Raw genomic sequence first — 16,771 nt, forward strand, 5'->3', positions numbered from 1 at the left:
CGGCATGGGCAGGATGCGGTCGGCTCTTCCGTCTGATGTCTCGCGGCTGCTGCGCTTCGGCGCCGTCGGGCTTCTCAACACGGCGCTTGGATATACGCTGATCCTGGCCGGGCTGGCGTTGGGCCTCGGCGATATCCTTTCCAATGCGGCAGGCTATGCCGCGGGCCTCACGCTCGGCTTCTTTCTCAATCGCCAATGGACATTCGGACGTGCCGGCGGCTTTCGCCCCGGTGCGGTCACTCGATACGCGATCACCTTCGTCGTCGCCTATGGCGCCAATCTGGGCGTCGTGATCACCGCCATGTCTGCCGGCTTCATCGAGAACCCGTTCGTCCATCTGGCGGGAAACTGCCTTTACTCGATCATCTTCTATCTTGGCTCGGCCCGGTTCGTCTTTGTCGGCGGCGCGGATGATCCCGTGGCCGCAACGAACGCAAAATGGCCCGGAGCTGCGACATGAACCAGGCCGCTGCAATCGCGACGGCGACGCCGTCGCTCGGGGACGCGCAACGCATCAGGCTGATATTCTGCCTTCTCGGCGCCTGCATCGTGGCCTTCGTGCTCACCGCCTTTGCCGGTGCGATCCTGCAGGATCCCGACAATTGGTGGCAAGTGAAGGTCGGGCTGGACTTCCTGGAAAACCGGACGTTTCCGGCCGTCGATCCCTATTCCTATACTTTCGCCGGCCAACCCTGGATCGCCAAGGAATGGCTGGGGCAGGTCTTTCTGGCCCTTGCCTACCGTGCGGGCGGCTGGAATGGCGTCGTCACCCTGATCATCGCCATGGTCGGCCTGACCGTCTTCCTGATGGGATGGTTCCTCAGCGCATGGCTGAAGCCTATACTGGCGATAGCGCTGGCCTTCGCCGCGGCTTTCCTGGTCGCCCCGATCTATACGGCGCGCCCCCACGTTTTCACCTTGCCGATCATCGTCGTCTGGACGGCAATGCTGTTCGTGCCGCGCAAGAAGAGAAGGCCCCACCCCTGTGGCTGCTCGTGCTTGTCGTCTTGTGGGCCAACCTGCATGCCACGTTCACCCTGAGCTTCGTCATCGCCGCCTTTGCCGGGCTCGCTCTGTTGGCGCGCTCGGGCCTGTCGAAACCCGTCCTGCTGGCAAAATGGGTCGCTTTCGGCCTGCTCTGCCCGCTGGTCAGCTTGCTGCATCCCTATGGCGTGAAAGCCATCCTGGCGACGTTCACCGTGGCCTATGGCAACGAGGCGGTGCCGCTCATCCTGGAATGGCGACCGTTCAATGCCCAGGAGCAGCTCTTCCAGGAAGCGGCGATGCTGCTGGCGCTTTTCGGGCTTTTGGTATCGAGGCTGCGGATCGGCTGGGCCAAGGCGTTGTTCATCGTCTTCGCCTTGCATGTCTATCTCGCCCATCTGCGATTTGTATATCTGCCCTTCCTGTTGATACCCTTGGTGATCGCGGTCGAGGTCGCACTGCAATATCCTTCGCTCTCAACCACGACCTGGCTGGCGGAAAAGCGTGACGGGCTGGAAAAACTCTTCGCCAGCCGGTTCTACGCGATCTGCGGCGCGATGGCTGTCTTGTTGTTCGGCTCGGTCTTGGTCCTCGGCAATGCCTATCAGGTGGCGCCGAGCCCAAAGACATCGGCCAGCGGCGCCCTCGCATTCGCCAGGGATCACCACCTCACGGGCAACGTGCTGAATTCCTACAATTTCGGCGGCACGCTGATCTTCCACGGCATCAAGACCTATATCGACGGCAGGACCGACCAGTTGTTCCTGGGCGGGTTCACGAAAACCGACGAGGCGACGGGGCACAGCGACGGGAAACCGTTGCTCGAGGCCCTGTTGAAGAAATACGCCATAGGCTGGGCACTCCTGACGGCCGACGACACCCGCATCCCCTTCTTCACGGAGTTGGGCTGGAAGCGGGCCTATGCCGACGACGACGCCGTGATCTACCTGCCCGGCGCCTGATCTACCGCGCTCCTGTGAAACCGGCTTCGCCAGCTTTCAAAGGGCGGTATCTGCCTTGACATGCATGTTGCAGTGCAGCAAACTTCTGCTGCAGAGCACAGTCCGTGAGCCCCACGAGCCACGACTACGACGGGGATCGCCGTATGAGCAGCATGTCAGGTTCCGCCGCACGACTGCCACGGGCCACGGCGTACGGACCGGCCGAATGAATTACAGACGCGATATCGATGGCCTGCGGGCCGTTGCGGTGCTGCCCGTCGTGCTCTTCCATTTCGGCGTGTCCGCCATTCCCGGCGGCTTCACGGGCGTTGACATCTTTTTCGTCATATCGGGCTATCTGATCAGCGGCAGCCTGCTCGACGATCTCGAGCGCGGCCAGTTCTCGATCGGCCGCTTCTACTGGCGCCGTGCGCGGCGCATCCTGCCGGCGCTGACCTTCGTCATCCTGCTGGCCAGCATCGCCGCCTGGTTCATTCTCCTGCCGTCGGACCTCCACGAATACAGCCTCAGCGTGATCGCGGCCTCGACCTTCTGGTCGAACATCTATTTCTGGAAGACGACCAACTATTTCTCCATCGACGCGGAACTGCGGCCACTGCTGCACACATGGTCGCTTTCGGTCGAGGAGCAGTATTATATTTTCGCGCCGATCCTGGTGTATCTGATCTACCGGTACGCCTCGAAGCGCTGGCTGACGATATTGCTGCCGATCGCCATCGGCAGTTTTGCCCTGGCGGTCATGGCAACCACGCTGGCGCCGACCGCCGGCTTCTACCTCCTGCCGACGCGCATCTGGGAACTGGCGCTGGGCGCCATTCTGATGCTGAAAAAACCGCCGGCGCTGGCCAGCCGTCCGCTGACGGAACTGATCGGCCTCGCCGGTTTTGGTCTGATCGCCTTCGGCTTTCTGACGATTTCGGAGAGCGACCCGTTTCCGGGCTACAATGCCCTGTTCCCCTGCATCGGAACGGCGCTGCTCATCTATGCGGGCCAGGCGCATGCCGACAGACCGGTGCCTGTTGCGACGCGCGTGCTTCAGTTCACTCCGCTGGTCTGGGTGGGGCTCATCTCCTATTCGCTCTATCTCGTTCACTGGCCGATCAATTCGTTCGTCCACTATCTCTCGCTGAAAGCCATCGGTGTGCCGACGATCATGGCGATGACGGTGGCGAGCGTCGCGCTGGCAACATTCTCGTGGAAATATGTCGAGCAACCCTTCCGCCGGAAAGGGGCCTTCACCGCCCCGCTGCCCATATTCGCCTTCTCGGCGACGGCGATCGTCCTGCTGTGCGTCGGCGGCGTGGCCGGTGTGCTGGGCAAGGGTTTTCCGCAACGGTTCCCGGACTTCTCGACGGAACGGGTCGTGGTGGGTGACTGGCGCAACGGCGTCTGTTTCAACGAGGGCGCGAACCGGATCGAGGACTGGAACCTCGCCGACTGCACCCGTACGCATGGCTTTGCCACCAACGTGCTGCTGTGGGGCGACTCCTTCGCCGCGCACTATGTGTCGGGGCTGGAGGCCAACGCTGAGAAGATCCAGGCCAATGTCATCCAGTACACCTATGCCGGCTGCCCACCCAACCTGAGCTACTTTTCCTACGCCCGGCCGGCCTGCACCCGCTTCAACGAACGGGCGCTGTCGATCATCCGCGAAGCCAACATCCAGGCCGTGATCCTGAGCGGCCGATGGACCGACTACCAGGCCAGGGGTTTTGAGGGCCTGCAGAAGACGATCGACCGGCTGCGTGACATGGGCATCAAGGTCTATGTCATCGGCCAGTCTCCGGAATTCATCGCCGACGTCCAGAAAATCGCCTTCTTCGCGAGACGGGATCATGTCGCCAACACATCCTGGCCAATGGCCATGGATCCGGACATCAACAAGCAGGTGCTGCCGTTTACCAAAGGGGCCACCTTCATCGACCCGCTGGCCTATCTCTGCGACACGGCCGGCTGTTCCTACGCCGACGCTGGCACCCGGCAATTTCTCTACTTCGACTACGGTCATTTCTCGTCAGCAGGCGCGACGCTCGCCATCTCGAAATACTGGCCAAGCTTTGCCGCCAGCAACAAAGTCGCGAAGGCGAAATAGAAATCGCGGACCAGCGCTGGGGGAACCGCGAAAGCGTCTGTTCAGGGATCGCTTTGCGATTGCCCGAAGGCCGAACCTCATGGTAACGAGGGCGCGCGCGGGTATGATGTAATGGTAGCCTGTCAGCTTCCCAAGCTGAACGCGCGGGTTCGATTCCCGCTACCCGCTCCAGCATATGCCGCAAGGGACTGCGCCTGATTTAGAGCCCGCCTGAAACTGACAGTTTTACAGGCGGCTTTTACAGCCCATGTTCTCTTTACGGCCTCACTGAGCCGAATCCTGCCGATGCAGCGAAGCTAAGCCTGGCCAACGCGCATCTGCTTCTTGAGGAGGAACCGGGCGAGGTTGCTGATGTTTCGCGGCGCCACCTTCTTGGGGAGATGCGCCAGCAGATCCCCGGACCTGGCGTCGTTCCGAAACCGCTCGGCCCACTCTTCGGTGCGGCTGTCTCGCTGTAACCGCAAATTCGTCGCAAGCTTCCCGCTGGGCATTTCAACCGACAACTGCCGGGCAACCGATGCGACGTAAGGTTGGGGGTCGTCCAGCAGATCTTCATAGAAGAAATGGTCGTAGGGCAGGTCGGCCAGACGCAAGTAGGCCTCCCAGAAGGCATAGCTCTGCTCGATCAGGAAATAGGCCTGGCAGATACCGGCGAAGTCGTATTGCGGAACCAGATCCGCGCCGTCCATCGTGCTTCGCCAACGGCCCGACGTCTTTGCCCGGCAATAGGAGATCGCCTGGCGAAGACGGTCCCGCCGCTCCAGCAGGACCAGACCCATGTCGTGGCGCCGGACGCATTCCGCGAGGAAGTCAGCTCCATATTTCGCCTGCGACCAGTGAAGGTGCCGTGGAAACAGCTTTACAGCGAACCTGCCATTTACGGTCCCGCCACGATCGATCACCGCGGACAGGAGTTCGTTCAAGGATTTCGGCTTGGACCCCAGCGTGTCCGTATCGAGCCATTCTGCCGATTGACCCAATATTCCGGTGCTGTTTGCCAGGCTGCCAAGCCATTCGGAGCCACTGCGGGCTTCGGTCAGTATCGCCACGCCTTTCATGCGTGCCGATTGCTCCTGGTCTGTAGACGTGCAACCGGTGTTACGGGATATGGTTCTGCTCCTTGCTGGCCGCTCGGCACGGTCACACCTCTATCTGACGGCAATTGAATTAGTAAGGTCTAATATGATTCGGTCAATTCAATCTTAGGCCAAGCGGCACGGACGATTCCGTCACGGTTGGGTGATCGGTGCCAAGCCGCGCACCGATTGCAACACGCAAGCCTTGGACCCTGCGCATCTGTGCAGAGACGACACCGGCCACGCTGCGGTGGCCGGCCTTTCGTCAATGGTCCGTCACAGCCAGACGCCGAGCCATACGCGCTCGCGCCAGCAACGGACATGGCGGCGCCCATGGCGCCAGTAGCTGCGGCAAACTCGTCTCCAGCCGCGGCGCCGTCCGCCATGGCGACGACGCCAGTGGCCATGATGGCCGTGATGCCAGCGACGATGGGAGACCTGCTCCACTTCGACCGCGTCATCGCCTTCGAAGACAGCCGCATCCGGCTTGTCCAGTTGATCCAGAATTCCGTTGCCTTGGGGAATACCGGCAACCGCGCGGCCGGGTCCGACAACTCCAGCAAACGCCACGGCCCCCGCAACGCCCAGCAGTCCAGTGAGAAACAACCGACGTTCCATCAAAACCTCCCGAGTTGTTGACCATCGGTACCTCGTTCCCTCGCCCAAAACGGGCTCCAGCGAGCATGCCGATTGGCCTGAACGCGCGACTGCACTTCTTGTTCCATCACCCCACTTCGCGCAGGATGAAATCGTGCAGCATCTTGGCGGCCGGCGACAGCGCGCGGTTCCTGACCGTGATCAGGCTGTAGGGCCTGACCTCGATGTCGAATTCTGTCTGGACGACATCGATGGCGCCGGCGAGCCCGTCGGGATTCTGGATGAATTTCGCCACCTGCACCGAAACCGGCGCGATGGCGTCGGATTGCGCGACCATGACCAACGTGAGCAGCAGCGAAGAGGTGTTGAGGATGCGGTCCGGCAGCGCGATGTTGCGGTTGAGGAAATTGCTCTCCATCGCCTGGCGCAGGGGGGAGCCACCCGACTGGAAGACCCAGTCATAGGCTGCGGTGTCTTCCAGCCGCACCACACGGCCCCTGGTGAGCGGGTGGCCACGGCGCACGATCAGGCAGGCCTTCTCGACGCCGATCACACGTGATTCGAACAGCCGCGGATTGAGGTCGTCGGGGATGCGCGCAATGATGAAATCATGGCGTGTGGCGATCAGTTCGCGCGCCAGCACATTGGAGGTCTCGACCTGCATGGTGATCTCGATGCGCGGATAGATGCGGCGGATTTCGCGAATCGCCGGCACCGCCAGCTCGATCGCCGGCGCCGTCACGGCGCCGAGAAACACGGAACCGCCCTTGCCTGCCTTGAGCTCGGAAATCTCGCGGTCGACCTCGCGCATCTCCAGCAGGATCGAGCGTGCACGCCTGGCCAGCGCCTTGCCGTAGGGCGTCAGCGTGATGCCGCGCGGCAGCCGCTCGCACAGCTTGACCTCGAGCACCGCCTCCATCTCGGCGATCATGCGCGATGCCGCCGGCTGCGAAATGTTCATGACCTGCGCCGCCGCGCTCACCCGGCCGTGGTCGTCGAGCGCGACGATCATGCGCATGTGACGCAGGCTGAGACCACTGCGCAGCAGGGTTTCGCCATCGCCCGGAGTCTCATCGTAACCATTTGAAACCCCAGTCGGATTCCGTAACGCCGCCATGGTTTTTCCCCGCCTCAGCTCGCGACCCTCTGGCATTTGCCAGCAAGTCGCCACGGCTCATAACATATACCACTTGCGGTATAGCAACCATCAAAGATCGCATTTGACAGTTATGGCAAAAGGGTCGCAACTTTACGGCGCTTCGAGACGTGACGGTCGCCGACGACAAAAAATCGTATCGATTGAAATCAGCGCCTCGGGGCCATGGGAGGATACCGGAGATCGATATGACGGCAGCAGTGCCTTGGCGCTTCTGCACGATTGCGCGGCCCGCGACCCCCGGGGTGCCGCGTCCATCAACCAGGGAGAGTTATGTGAAAATCATCAAGACACTGGCCGCAGTCGCGGCGCTTGGCATCGCTGCCATGACCTATTCGGCGCACGCAGCCGACAAGGGTCTTGTCGGCGTGCTGATGCCGACCAAGACTTCGCAGCGCTGGATCAACGACGGCGATGCCGTCAAGTCCCAGCTCGAGGCTCTCGGCTACACCGTTGACCTGCAGTATGCGCAGGACGACATCCCCAACCAGCTCAGCCAGCTGGAAAACGAAATCACCAAGGGCCGAAGGCGCTGATCATCGCCTCGATCGACGGCACCACGCTCTCGGATGCGCTGCAGAAGGCCGCTGACGCCGGCGTCGTCGTCGTCGCCTATGACCGCCTGATCAAGAAGACCGCCAATGTCGACTACTACACCACCTTCGACAATTTCGGCGTCGGCGTGATCCAGGCGAATTCGCTGGTCAAGGGCCTCAAGGAGCGCTTCCCGAACACCAAGCCGTGGAACGTCGAACTGTTCGGCGGCTCGCCCGACGACAACAACGCCTTCTTCTTCTACAATGGTGCGATCTCCGTCCTGCAGCCGCTGATCGACGACGGCTCGATCAAGATCAAGTCCGGCCAGATGGGCATGGACAAGGTCGGCACGCTGCGCTGGCTGGCGGCAACCGCCCAGGCCCGCATGGACAACCTGCTCTCCGCCAACTACTCGGACGGCAGCCGCGTCGACGGCGTTCTGTCGCCCTATGACGGCCTGTCGCGTGGTATCACCGCCTCGCTGCGCGCCGTTGGCTACGGCACGGCCGCTCAGCCCTGGCCGATCGTGACCGGCCAGGACGCCGAGACCGCCTCGGTCAAGCTGATCATCACGGGCGAGCAGTACTCGACCGTGTTCAAGGACACCCGCGACCTGGCCAAGGCTACCGTCGGTCTGGTTGACAAGGTGCTGTCGGGCGGCAAGCCCGACGGCCTCGACACCAAGACCTACAACAACGACGTCAAGGTCGTTCCCTCGATCCTGCTGACGCCGCACGAGGTCGACAAGTCGAACTACCAGAAGCTGGTCGTCGACTCCGGCTACATCAAGGCCGAAGACCTGAAGTAATCTCGGTTACAAAGACAGGGGTCCTGCGCAATGCAGGGCCCCTTTCCGTTCACGAGCGACCCCGGTATTGTTTCTGCCGGCCTCGGAGGAGCTTGCCCTGATGACGACGATTTTGGAGATGCGCGACATCACCAAGACGTTCCCCGGCGTGAAGGCGCTGTCGAACGTCAACCTCAGCGTCGAGGAAGGCGAGATCCACGCCGTGGTCGGCGAGAACGGCGCCGGCAAATCGACGCTGATGAAGGTGCTGTCGGGCGTCTATCCCTCCGGCACCTATGACGGCCAGATCATTTTTCAGGGCCAGGAGTGCCAGTTCAAAGGCATCCAGGACAGCGAACACAAGGGCATTGTCATCATCCACCAGGAACTTGCGCTGGTGCCGATGCTGTCGATCGCCGAAAATATCTTCCTCGGCAACGAGCACGCCAAATACGGCGTCATCGACTGGGACGCCAACGAGCAGCGCACCAGCGCGCTGTTGAAAAAGGTGGGCCTCAAGGAAGACCCCAAGACGCTGATCACCAATATCGGCGTCGGCAAGCAGCAGCTGGTCGAGATCGCCAAGGCGCTCAGCAAGGAAGTCAAGCTGCTGATCCTCGACGAGCCGACGGCGTCGCTCAGCGAAAAGGACAGCCAGGCGCTGCTCGACCTGCTGCTCGAATTCAAGCGCCAAGGCATGACCTCGATCCTGATCTCGCACAAGCTCAACGAGATCAACCGGGTCGCCGACAAGGTCACCGTCATTCGTGACGGGCGCACCATCGAGACGCTGGCCAAGAAGGACATCTCGGAAGACCGCATCATCACCTCGATGGTCGGCCGCTCACTGGACGACCGCTATCCGCCGCGCGAGCCTCACATCGGCGAGGTCGTGTTCGAGGTGAAGAACTGGTCGGTCCATCACCCGATCCACGCCGAGCGGCAGGTGATCAAAGGCATCGACATCAATGTGCGCAAGGGCGAGGTGGTCGGCATTGCCGGGCTGATGGGCGCCGGACGCACCGAATTCGCCATGAGCCTGTTTGGCCGCTCCTACGGCCGCCGCATCACCGGCGAGGTGCTGCTCAAGGGCAAGCCCGTCGATGTCTCCTCGGTGAGCAAGGCGGTCCAACACGGCATCGCCTACGTGACCGAGGATCGCAAGACCTACGGCCTCAACCTCATCGACCATATCAAGCACAACATCACGCTCGCCAATCTCGGCGGCGTCTCGCGCCACAGTGTCATCGACGACATGCGCGAGCTTGCCGTTGCCAACGACTATCGCAAGAGGACCAATATCCGCGCTTCCAGCGTCTATCAGTTGACCGGCAATCTTTCCGGCGGCAACCAGCAGAAGGTGGTGCTGTCGAAGTGGCTGTTCGCCGACCCGGACGTGCTGATCCTCGACGAGCCGACGCGCGGCATCGATGTCGGCGCCAAGTACGAAATCTACACGATCATCGCGCGTCTTGCCTCGGAGGGTAAGGCGATCGTGGTCATCTCGTCGGAAATGCCGGAATTGCTCGGCATCACCGACCGCATCTACGTCATGAACGAAGGCCGCATCGTCGGCGAAATGCCGGCGGCGGACGCAAGCCAGGAAAAAATAATGCGCGCCATCGTTCGGGGAGAAGGAAAAGCAGCATGAGCACCGAGAGCGCCCCCGCCCCGCAGGGCAATGTCGCCGAAGAGCAGCGTCCACGCATCGCCGTCTCGGCGCTGACAACGAACCTGCGCGAATACGGTCTGATCATCGCGCTGATCGTCATCATGCTGTTCTTCCAGTTCACCACGTCGGGAACGCTGTTCAAGCCGGTGAACCTCAGCAATCTGGTGCAGCAGAACTCCTTCATCATCGTGATGGCGCTGGGCATGCTGCTGGTCATCGTTTCCGGCTATATCGATCTCAGCGTCGGATCGGTCGCCGGTTTCATCGGCGCGCTGGCGGCGAACATGATGGTCATCTGGCAGCTCGGACCGCTCAGCAATCCGCTGGTGGTTTCGATCGTCTGCCTGGTCGTGGGTGGCCTGATCGGCGCGGCACAAGGCTATTGGATCGCCTATCACCGAATACCGAGCTTCATCGTCACGCTGGCCGGCATGCTGATCTTCCGCGGCATCTGTCAGGCGCTGCTGGGCGGCGGCTCCTCGGTCGGTCCGCTTCCCGACGACTTCAAAATGCTCAGCTCCGGCTTCATCCCTGACGTGATCGGCCCGCTGACACTGATCCCGCCGACGGTGAATGCGGCCGGCAAGACCATCATGGGCAGCGGCCTGACGCTGCACATGACCACGATCGTGCTCGGCCTGATCGCCGTGGTGGCCTATGCCTATTTCGGAGTGAGGACGCGACGCAAGCGCGAACGCCACGGCTATGAGGCCGAGCCCTTCCCGCTGTTCATCGTCAAGACGCTGGTCGCCAGCGCGCTGGCGCTGTTCCTGGTCTATGAGTTCGCCAGCTACCGGGGCCTGCCGGTGGTGCTGCTCGTTATGGGCGTGCTGATCTCACTGTTCGTCTTCGTCACCAAGCGCATGACCATCGGCCGCCGCATCTACGCGATGGGCGGCAATCCCAAGGCGGCACAGCTGTCGGGCATCAACACCGAGCGGCTGACGTTGATGGTGTTCGTCAACATGGGCGTGCTGTCGGCGCTCGGCGGCCTGATCATCGCGGCTCGTCTCGGCCAGGCCGTGCCGGCGGCGGGCCTGGGCTCGGAGCTCGATGTCATCGCTGCCGTCTTCATCGGCGGCGCCTCGGCGATGGGCGGCGTCGGCCAGGTCATCGGCGCGGTGGTCGGCGGCTTCATCATGGGCGTGATGAACAACGGCATGTCGATCATGGGCGTCAATGTCGACTGGCAGCAGGTGGTCAAAGGCCTGGTTCTGCTCGGCGCCGTCATCTTCGACGTCTACAACAAGAACAAGGCCTGACAGGAGCAATTCCAGGAAAAGTGCATCGCGGTTTTCCCACAAGAATTGCGTAGAAACAAAATACTTGGAGCGGGTCGAACCGCTCCGGCGAGGCAACGAGGAAGGCATACGGGTCTAGATCGCGATGCTGCCGGCAAATAGTCGGCATCAAGAAGTCCCCCCGGGGATCAAGCCCGCGAGCGCAATCCGGACGAAGAATTTCACCCGTGGCGCGGCGAGGTCCGAGCCGCGCAGGTTGGGGTTTGCCAAGAGGCAACCAGGCCAAGACACATGAGAGAGGATTGATCATGCTGATCTCGCAGATTCTCGACGACGCAGAGACCATCCGTGTCGTTGCCCGCAGCGGCGGCAAGACCCGGATCATCAATGGCGCCCGCAGCGTCTACTCGCTGGCGATGGAGGCTGCCCGCACCGGCGTCGGCCTCATCGCGCTGATCGAGCGCAAGGGACTTGGCGAGACGGTCGATCTCGACGCCGCCTACAAGAAGGGGCGGCTGTTGTCGCCGATCAACCATCCCGATCCGGCGCATCTGCATCTCACAGGCACCGGGCTGACGCATCTCGGCTCGGCGGCGACGCGCGATTCCATGCACAAGAAGCTCAGCGCCGATGGCGAGGAGCAACTCACCGATTCCATGAAGATGTTCCGCATGGGCCTGGAAGGCGGCAAACCCGCCAAAGGCCAGGTCGGCGTACAGCCGGAATGGTTCTACAAGGGCAACGGCACGATGGCCGTGGCGCCGGGTGCCGCACTCCTGTCACCGGCCTTCGCCAAGGACGCCGGCGAGGAACCCGAGGTCGCCGGCATCTATGTCATCGGCGATGACGGCGCCCCCTTCCGTGTCGGCTTCACGCTGTCGAACGAATTTTCCGACCATGTGACCGAGCGCGTGAATTATCTCTTCCTCGCCCATTCCAAGCTGCGCAATGCCTCGTTCGGACCGGAGATCCTGATCGGCGACCTGCCTCCCGACATCCGCGGCACGTCGCGCATCGTGCGTGACGGCAACACGCTGTGGGAAAAGCCGTTCCTGTCGGGCGAAGCGAACATGTCGCACACCATCGCCAATCTCGAACATCATCACTTCAAATATTCGGCGTTCCGCCAGCCGGGCGACGTGCACGTGCATATGTTCGGTACGGCGACACTGTCGTTTGCCGACGGCGTCAAGACCGAGGCCGGCGATGTGTTCGAGATCGAGGCCGGGGATTTCGGCCTGCCGCTGCGCAATCCGCTCGAGATTGAGCAACCGGTAAAGGTGGCGGTCAAGGCGCTGTGACAAAGGGCTAGAATTCGGGGGAAGGAAATGAACCGGATACGGCTTAGTATCGTGTTCACTGGCTTGGCGCTTGCCTTTGCCTGTTCCTCCTTGATGGCCTACGGCGCGGAGCGCTGCAGTCCGAAATCCTATCATGACGCCCGATCGGCAATGACGAGCCGGCTTCTGGCCGCCGGTTACTCGAAGACGCAAGTGAACTTTCTGATGAGCAATGCGGATCGCATGACTTCCGCGCTACGCGCCGACAAACTCGACGGGAATGCCAAGGCCTGCGGCATCGACTCCGCTAAAGCCTATGTTCTCGGATGCCTCGACAAGCAATTGTTCCCCGTGAAGTCCCGCACAAGCGCGTCGCTCGACGACGAGAAACAAACCAAAGGATTTTGGGGCAGGAAGCGCCTGACCGTACGCGAACTCCTCTTTATCGGTGAGTTCCATGGCTGCCTTGGCGCCGCGAGAGAATCTTCTTTCGCGACTGATCGCGGGAACATCCGGATAGCGGCCTCAGCGCGCGGCGCGGAAATGCTTGGAGAGCTTAAGACCCTGGGCCTGGTAATTGGAGCCGAGATCGGTGCCGTAGAGCGCCTGCGGCCGCTTCAGCATATGCTCGTAGACCAGCCGGCCGACGATCTGGCCATGGTCGAGGATGAACGGCACTTCGTGGCTGCGCACTTCGAGCACCGCTCGGCTGCCGGTGCCGCCGGACGCCGAATGGCCGAAGCCCGGATCGAAAAACCCGGCATAGTGGACGCGGAACTCGCCGACCAGCGGATCGAAGGGCGTCATCTCGGCCGCATAGAGCGGCGGCACATGCACCGCTTCCTGGCTGACGAGGATGTAGAATTCGTCGGGATCGAGCACCAGCTCGCCGGCGCCGCTCTTGTGGATCGGTTCCCAGAAATCGACGACCTCTTGTGCCGCACGCTTGTCGACATCGACGAGGCCGGTGTGATGCTTGCCGCGATAGCCGACCAGCCCGTCACTGTCGCCATTGAGGTCGATCGACAGCGCGATGCCGCCGCCCGAAATATTCGGCGGCTCGGTGGCGACCAGCATCTCGGCGCGGTGCAGGTCATGCAACTCCGCCTCTGACAGCAGCGCGTTGCCGGTGCGGAAGCGTATCTGCGACAGGCGCGAGCCGGTGCGCACGACGATCGGGAAGGTGCGCGGGCTGACTTCCAGGTAGAGCGGACCGTTGTAGCCGGCGGCGATCTTGTCGAACTCGTGGCCGCGATCGGTCATGACGCGGGTGAAGATGTCGAGCCGTCCGGTCGAGCTCTTCGGATTGGCGGAGGCCGAAATCTCGGCCGGCAATGCCAGGCTTTCGAGCAGCGGCACGATGTAGACGCAGCCGGTTTCCAGCACCGCGCCTTCGGCAAGATTGATCTCGTGCAGCTTCAGCCGATCGAGCTTTTCCGAAACCTTGTGGTTGGGGCCGGGCAGGAAGGAGGCCCGCACCCGCCAGGCCTTGTCGCCGAGCCTCAGATCCAGGCTTGCCGGCTGGATCTGGTCGGTATCGAGCGCGCGCGCCGACTTCAGCGCACCGGACTGGAACAGCGCCGAAATGTCCTGATCGGGAAGAATGCCTGTCTGCCGCAAGGCTACGCTCCTTAGTCGCTGGTACAAACCTCTTAATGAAGCCGGCAATTGACGCAAGCGCGGCGCGGGTCTAAAGGGTCGTTATCCCGTGGTGATTTGGCCGGTCGGCTTGCAGCCACGTTAAACAAGTCGCTAAAGGACCGTTGGCCGCGAGGCCGTATGGACCGGTTGCGACTTTCGCGGCCGGTTTTTTTGTGTCTGGAACAAAGCAATGAGCAGCAAGAAGCGCAACTGGAAGCCTCAGACAGCCCTCGTGCATGGCGGAACCCTGCGTTCCCAATTCGGCGAGACCTCCGAAGCGATGTACCTGACCCAGGGCTACGTCTACGAAACGGCACAGGCCGCGGAAGCCCGTTTCAAGGGCGAGGAGCCCGGCTTCATCTATTCGCGCTACGCCAATCCGACCGTCGACATGTTCGAAAAGCGCATGTGCGCGCTCGAAGGCGCCGAGGACGCGCGCGCCACGGCATCCGGCATGGCCGCGGTGACGGCGGCCATGCTGTGCAGCGTCAAGGCCGGTGACCATATCGTGGCGGCGCGCGCGCTGTTCGGCTCCTGCCGCTGGGTGGTCGAGACGCTGGCGCCCCGCTACGGCATCGAGGCGACGCTGGTCGACGGCACCGACATCGCCAACTGGGAAAAGGCGGTGAGGCCCAACACCAAGCTGTTCTTCCTGGAAAGCCCGACCAACCCGACGCTGGAAGTGGTCGACATCGCCGCCGTCGCCTCGCTGGCCAACTCGATCGGCGCGCGGCTTGTCGTCGACAATGTCTTCGCCACGCCTCTGCAGCAGAAGCCTTTGCAGCTTGGCGCGCATATCGTCGTCTATTCGGCGACCAAGCACATCGATGGCCAGGGCCGCTGTCTCGGCGGCGTCATCCTGTCCGACAAGAAGTGGATCGACGAGAATTTGCACGACTATTTCCGCCACACCGGCCCCAGCCTGTCGCCATTCAACGCCTGGACATTGCTGAAGGGCCTGGAAACGCTGCCGCTGCGCGTGCGCCAGCAGACGGAAAGCGCCGGCAAGATCGCCGACTTCCTCGCCGAGCAGCCGCAGATCGCCCGCGTCATCTATCCCGGCCGCGCCGACCACCCGCAGGCCGATATCGTCAAGAAGCAGATGTCGGGTGGTTCGACGCTGATCTGCCTCGACGTCAAGGGCGGCAAGCAGGCGGCCTTCGCCTTGCAGAACGCGCTCGACATCGTGCTTATCTCGAACAATCTCGGCGATGCCAAGAGCCTGATCACCCATCCGGCGACGACGACGCACAAGAATTTGAGCGACGAGGCCCGCGCCGAACTCGGCATCGGGCCTGGCACGCTCAGGCTGTCGGTCGGTCTGGAGGACACCGACGATCTTCTGGAGGATATCGCACAGGCGCTGAAGGCCGCGAAATAGAACCAGTCGAAGCAGCGTCGCCCGCGCTGAAGCTAGGCGCGCGACGGCGTCTCTTCCAGTTCGGCGGCCTTGGTGCCGATGGTCATCGCGTTGCCGCGCCAGTCGACAGCGCCACCGAGCCAGCCGCGGGCCCACATGGCTGGAATCATCAAGTCCCGCGCCATCATCGCCGCGACCGTGCGCGGCGACAGGTGCCAGCCCTTGGACCAGGCCAGGGCGCATTCCGGAAGGTAGAAGGCCGCCAGCACGGCGATGGCCGTCAGCGGCAGGCTGACGCCGGCACTTGCCGCCGCAACCAGTGCAAGCACCAGCGGCACCACAGCGCCGGTCAGGATTTCGGGCGCGAAGAACAGCGGGAAGGTAACGCGGCGCAGGCGCGCCCAGCGGGCCTGGCGCGACCAGATCACGCCAAGCCTGCGCCGGCCGAGCGGCTGCTCGAAGGGCGCGGCGACGAGATTGACGCGCAGGCCGAGGCTGTTCACCAGCTTGGTCGCGGCGGCGTCCTCGGCGATTTCGGCGGCCAGCGCACGGATGCCGCCATTGGCATCCAGCATCGGCTTGTTCCACAACATGCTCTTGCCCTGGGCAAAGCCGAGGCCGAGCGCTTCGCCGGCATACTGCCACCGGGCCTGCAGCGTGTTGAGGAAGGCGCATTCGACCTCGGCCCAGAAGCCATCCGGCCGCGAACCGATCGGTGTCGAGCAGACAAGGCCGGTATCCGTCCGCCACGCCGCCATCAGATGCTGGATGTAGTCTCTCGGCATCAGCACGTTGGAGTCGGCCAGGACGACCCAGTTGTGCCGCGCGGCCTCCCAGCCCTTGACGCAATTGTTGAGCTTGGGATTGGCACTGACGCGATCGTCGCCGATCAACAGCCGGGCCGGCACTTTTGGAAAGCAGCCAATGGCGGCACGGATCAACCTGACCACGGGGTCGTCGGCTTGGGCAACGCAGAAGATCAACTCGTAGCGCGGCCAGTCGAGCGAGAAGGCGCGTTCCAGCGTCTCCTGCGTGAACGGCTCGACGCCGCGCGACGGTACGATAATCGACACCGGCGGCGATTTGCCGGCCAGCCGTGCGATCGTGGTGCGCCTTTTCAGCTGTGAAGCGGCGAGCAGGATGCTTGCAGCGTTTGAAAGGATAAGAGCAGTCGAAAGCGAGGCGGCTATGAGAGTGAGTTCCATCGAGATCTGGTCACTCCAGAAGAGACGGCTCGCATCGTGGCCGTTTTCAACAGTTCGACAGAGCGCCGAGTCGCCCGGTGCGTGTACACCACCATTGTCGTGTGTCACTTAAATGACATTCTTTGCCGGCACCTGCCTTTCAAGACCAGGCGCGACAAGACGCGCACGTTGACCTGCTCGC

Annotated in this window: 12 protein-coding genes, 1 tRNA gene, 2 pseudogenes and 1 riboswitch; of the genes and pseudogenes, 10 read left to right on the top strand and 5 right to left on the bottom strand. The window is 62.5% G+C overall.

All coding sequences use genetic code 11. The features are described 5' to 3' along the window. Positions 1-4 precede the first annotated feature (4 nt). The 4 genes and pseudogenes from AC0V7N_RS35260 to AC0V7N_RS35275 all read left to right on the top strand — a co-directional run bounded on the left by AC0V7N_RS35260 (position 5) and on the right by AC0V7N_RS35275 (position 4,209). A complete protein-coding gene (locus tag AC0V7N_RS35260; protein ID WP_475453508.1) occupies positions 5-460 on the top strand; it encodes a GtrA family protein in 456 nt (151 codons plus the stop codon). Then, positions 457-1,946, top strand: a pseudogene (locus tag AC0V7N_RS35265) (hypothetical protein). The gene AC0V7N_RS35260 and the pseudogene AC0V7N_RS35265 overlap by 4 nt, the downstream one beginning before the upstream one ends. Positions 1,947-2,151: 205 nt before the next feature. Beyond that, complete coding sequence (locus AC0V7N_RS35270; RefSeq protein WP_475453511.1) at positions 2,152-4,038, top strand: acyltransferase family protein; 1,887 nt, start codon at positions 2,152-2,154, stop codon at positions 4,036-4,038. A 97-nt stretch (positions 4,039-4,135) separates the two neighbouring features. After that, a tRNA-Gly gene (locus AC0V7N_RS35275) sits at positions 4,136-4,209 on the top strand. 125 nt (positions 4,210-4,334) lie between these two features. Here AC0V7N_RS35275 and AC0V7N_RS35280 read toward each other — a convergent pair. Continuing rightward, positions 4,335-5,096, bottom strand: a complete 762-nt coding sequence (locus tag AC0V7N_RS35280; RefSeq protein WP_475453513.1) for a Stf0 family sulfotransferase — start codon at positions 5,094-5,096, stop codon at positions 4,335-4,337. Between the two features lie 402 nt (positions 5,097-5,498). On the opposite strand from AC0V7N_RS35280, the gene AC0V7N_RS35285 reads away from it, so the two are divergent. Beyond that, positions 5,499-5,753: a hypothetical protein gene (locus tag AC0V7N_RS35285; RefSeq protein ID WP_475453515.1), complete on the top strand. Its 255-nt coding sequence runs from the start codon at positions 5,499-5,501 to the stop codon at positions 5,751-5,753. A gap of 85 nt (positions 5,754-5,838) precedes the next feature. Here the strand turns inward: AC0V7N_RS35285 and AC0V7N_RS35290 are convergent, their stop codons facing one another. Then, the gene (locus AC0V7N_RS35290; RefSeq protein ID WP_475453516.1) at positions 5,839-6,828 is read right to left on the bottom strand and encodes a LysR family transcriptional regulator; all 990 of its coding nucleotides are present in this window, start codon (positions 6,826-6,828) and stop codon (positions 5,839-5,841) included. A gap of 314 nt (positions 6,829-7,142) precedes the next feature. Here AC0V7N_RS35290 and chvE point away from each other — a divergent pair. From chvE to araD1, 4 genes and pseudogenes are all read left to right on the top strand, one after another. After that, positions 7,143-8,212 (top strand): annotated as a pseudogene (gene chvE / locus AC0V7N_RS35295) (multiple monosaccharide ABC transporter substrate-binding protein). Positions 8,213-8,309: 97 nt separating this feature from the next. Further along, positions 8,310-9,842, top strand: a complete 1,533-nt coding sequence (gene mmsA / locus AC0V7N_RS35300; protein WP_475460666.1) for a multiple monosaccharide ABC transporter ATP-binding protein — start codon at positions 8,310-8,312, stop codon at positions 9,840-9,842. Continuing rightward, positions 9,839-11,125 (top strand): multiple monosaccharide ABC transporter permease, encoded by a 1,287-nt coding sequence (gene mmsB, locus AC0V7N_RS35305; RefSeq protein WP_475453520.1) that lies wholly within the window; start codon positions 9,839-9,841, stop codon positions 11,123-11,125. The genes mmsA and mmsB overlap by 4 nt, the downstream gene beginning before the upstream one ends. Positions 11,126-11,412: 287 nt before the next feature. Beyond that, the gene (gene araD1 / locus AC0V7N_RS35310; protein WP_475453521.1) at positions 11,413-12,405 is read left to right on the top strand and encodes an AraD1 family protein; all 993 of its coding nucleotides are present in this window, start codon (positions 11,413-11,415) and stop codon (positions 12,403-12,405) included. A 234-nt stretch (positions 12,406-12,639) separates the two neighbouring features. On the opposite strand, the gene AC0V7N_RS35315 is transcribed toward araD1, so the two are convergent. Together AC0V7N_RS35315 and AC0V7N_RS35320 are read right to left on the bottom strand one after the other, a co-directional pair. Next, positions 12,640-12,843 carry a hypothetical protein gene (locus tag AC0V7N_RS35315; protein WP_496627629.1) on the bottom strand — a complete coding sequence of 68 codons (204 nt, stop codon included), beginning with the start codon at positions 12,841-12,843 and terminating at the stop codon, positions 12,640-12,642. A gap of 66 nt (positions 12,844-12,909) precedes the next feature. Further along, the gene (locus tag AC0V7N_RS35320) at positions 12,910-14,004 is read right to left on the bottom strand and encodes a 2'-deoxycytidine 5'-triphosphate deaminase (RefSeq protein WP_475453525.1); all 1,095 of its coding nucleotides are present in this window, start codon (positions 14,002-14,004) and stop codon (positions 12,910-12,912) included. Between the two features lie 78 nt (positions 14,005-14,082). Continuing rightward, a riboswitch (SAM riboswitch) is annotated at positions 14,083-14,160 on the top strand. Positions 14,161-14,215: 55 nt separating this feature from the next. On the opposite strand from AC0V7N_RS35320, the gene AC0V7N_RS35325 reads away from it, so the two are divergent. Continuing rightward, complete coding sequence (locus AC0V7N_RS35325) at positions 14,216-15,406, top strand: O-succinylhomoserine sulfhydrylase (protein WP_475453527.1); 1,191 nt, start codon at positions 14,216-14,218, stop codon at positions 15,404-15,406. A gap of 32 nt (positions 15,407-15,438) precedes the next feature. On the opposite strand, the gene AC0V7N_RS35330 is transcribed toward AC0V7N_RS35325, so the two are convergent. Continuing rightward, on the bottom strand, positions 15,439-16,590 hold the full coding sequence (locus AC0V7N_RS35330; protein ID WP_475453529.1) for a ceramide glucosyltransferase: 1,152 nt from the start codon (positions 16,588-16,590) through the stop codon (positions 15,439-15,441). Positions 16,591-16,771: the final 181 nt, after the last annotated feature.

This window comes from Mesorhizobium kamtschaticum, from assembly GCF_056174585.1.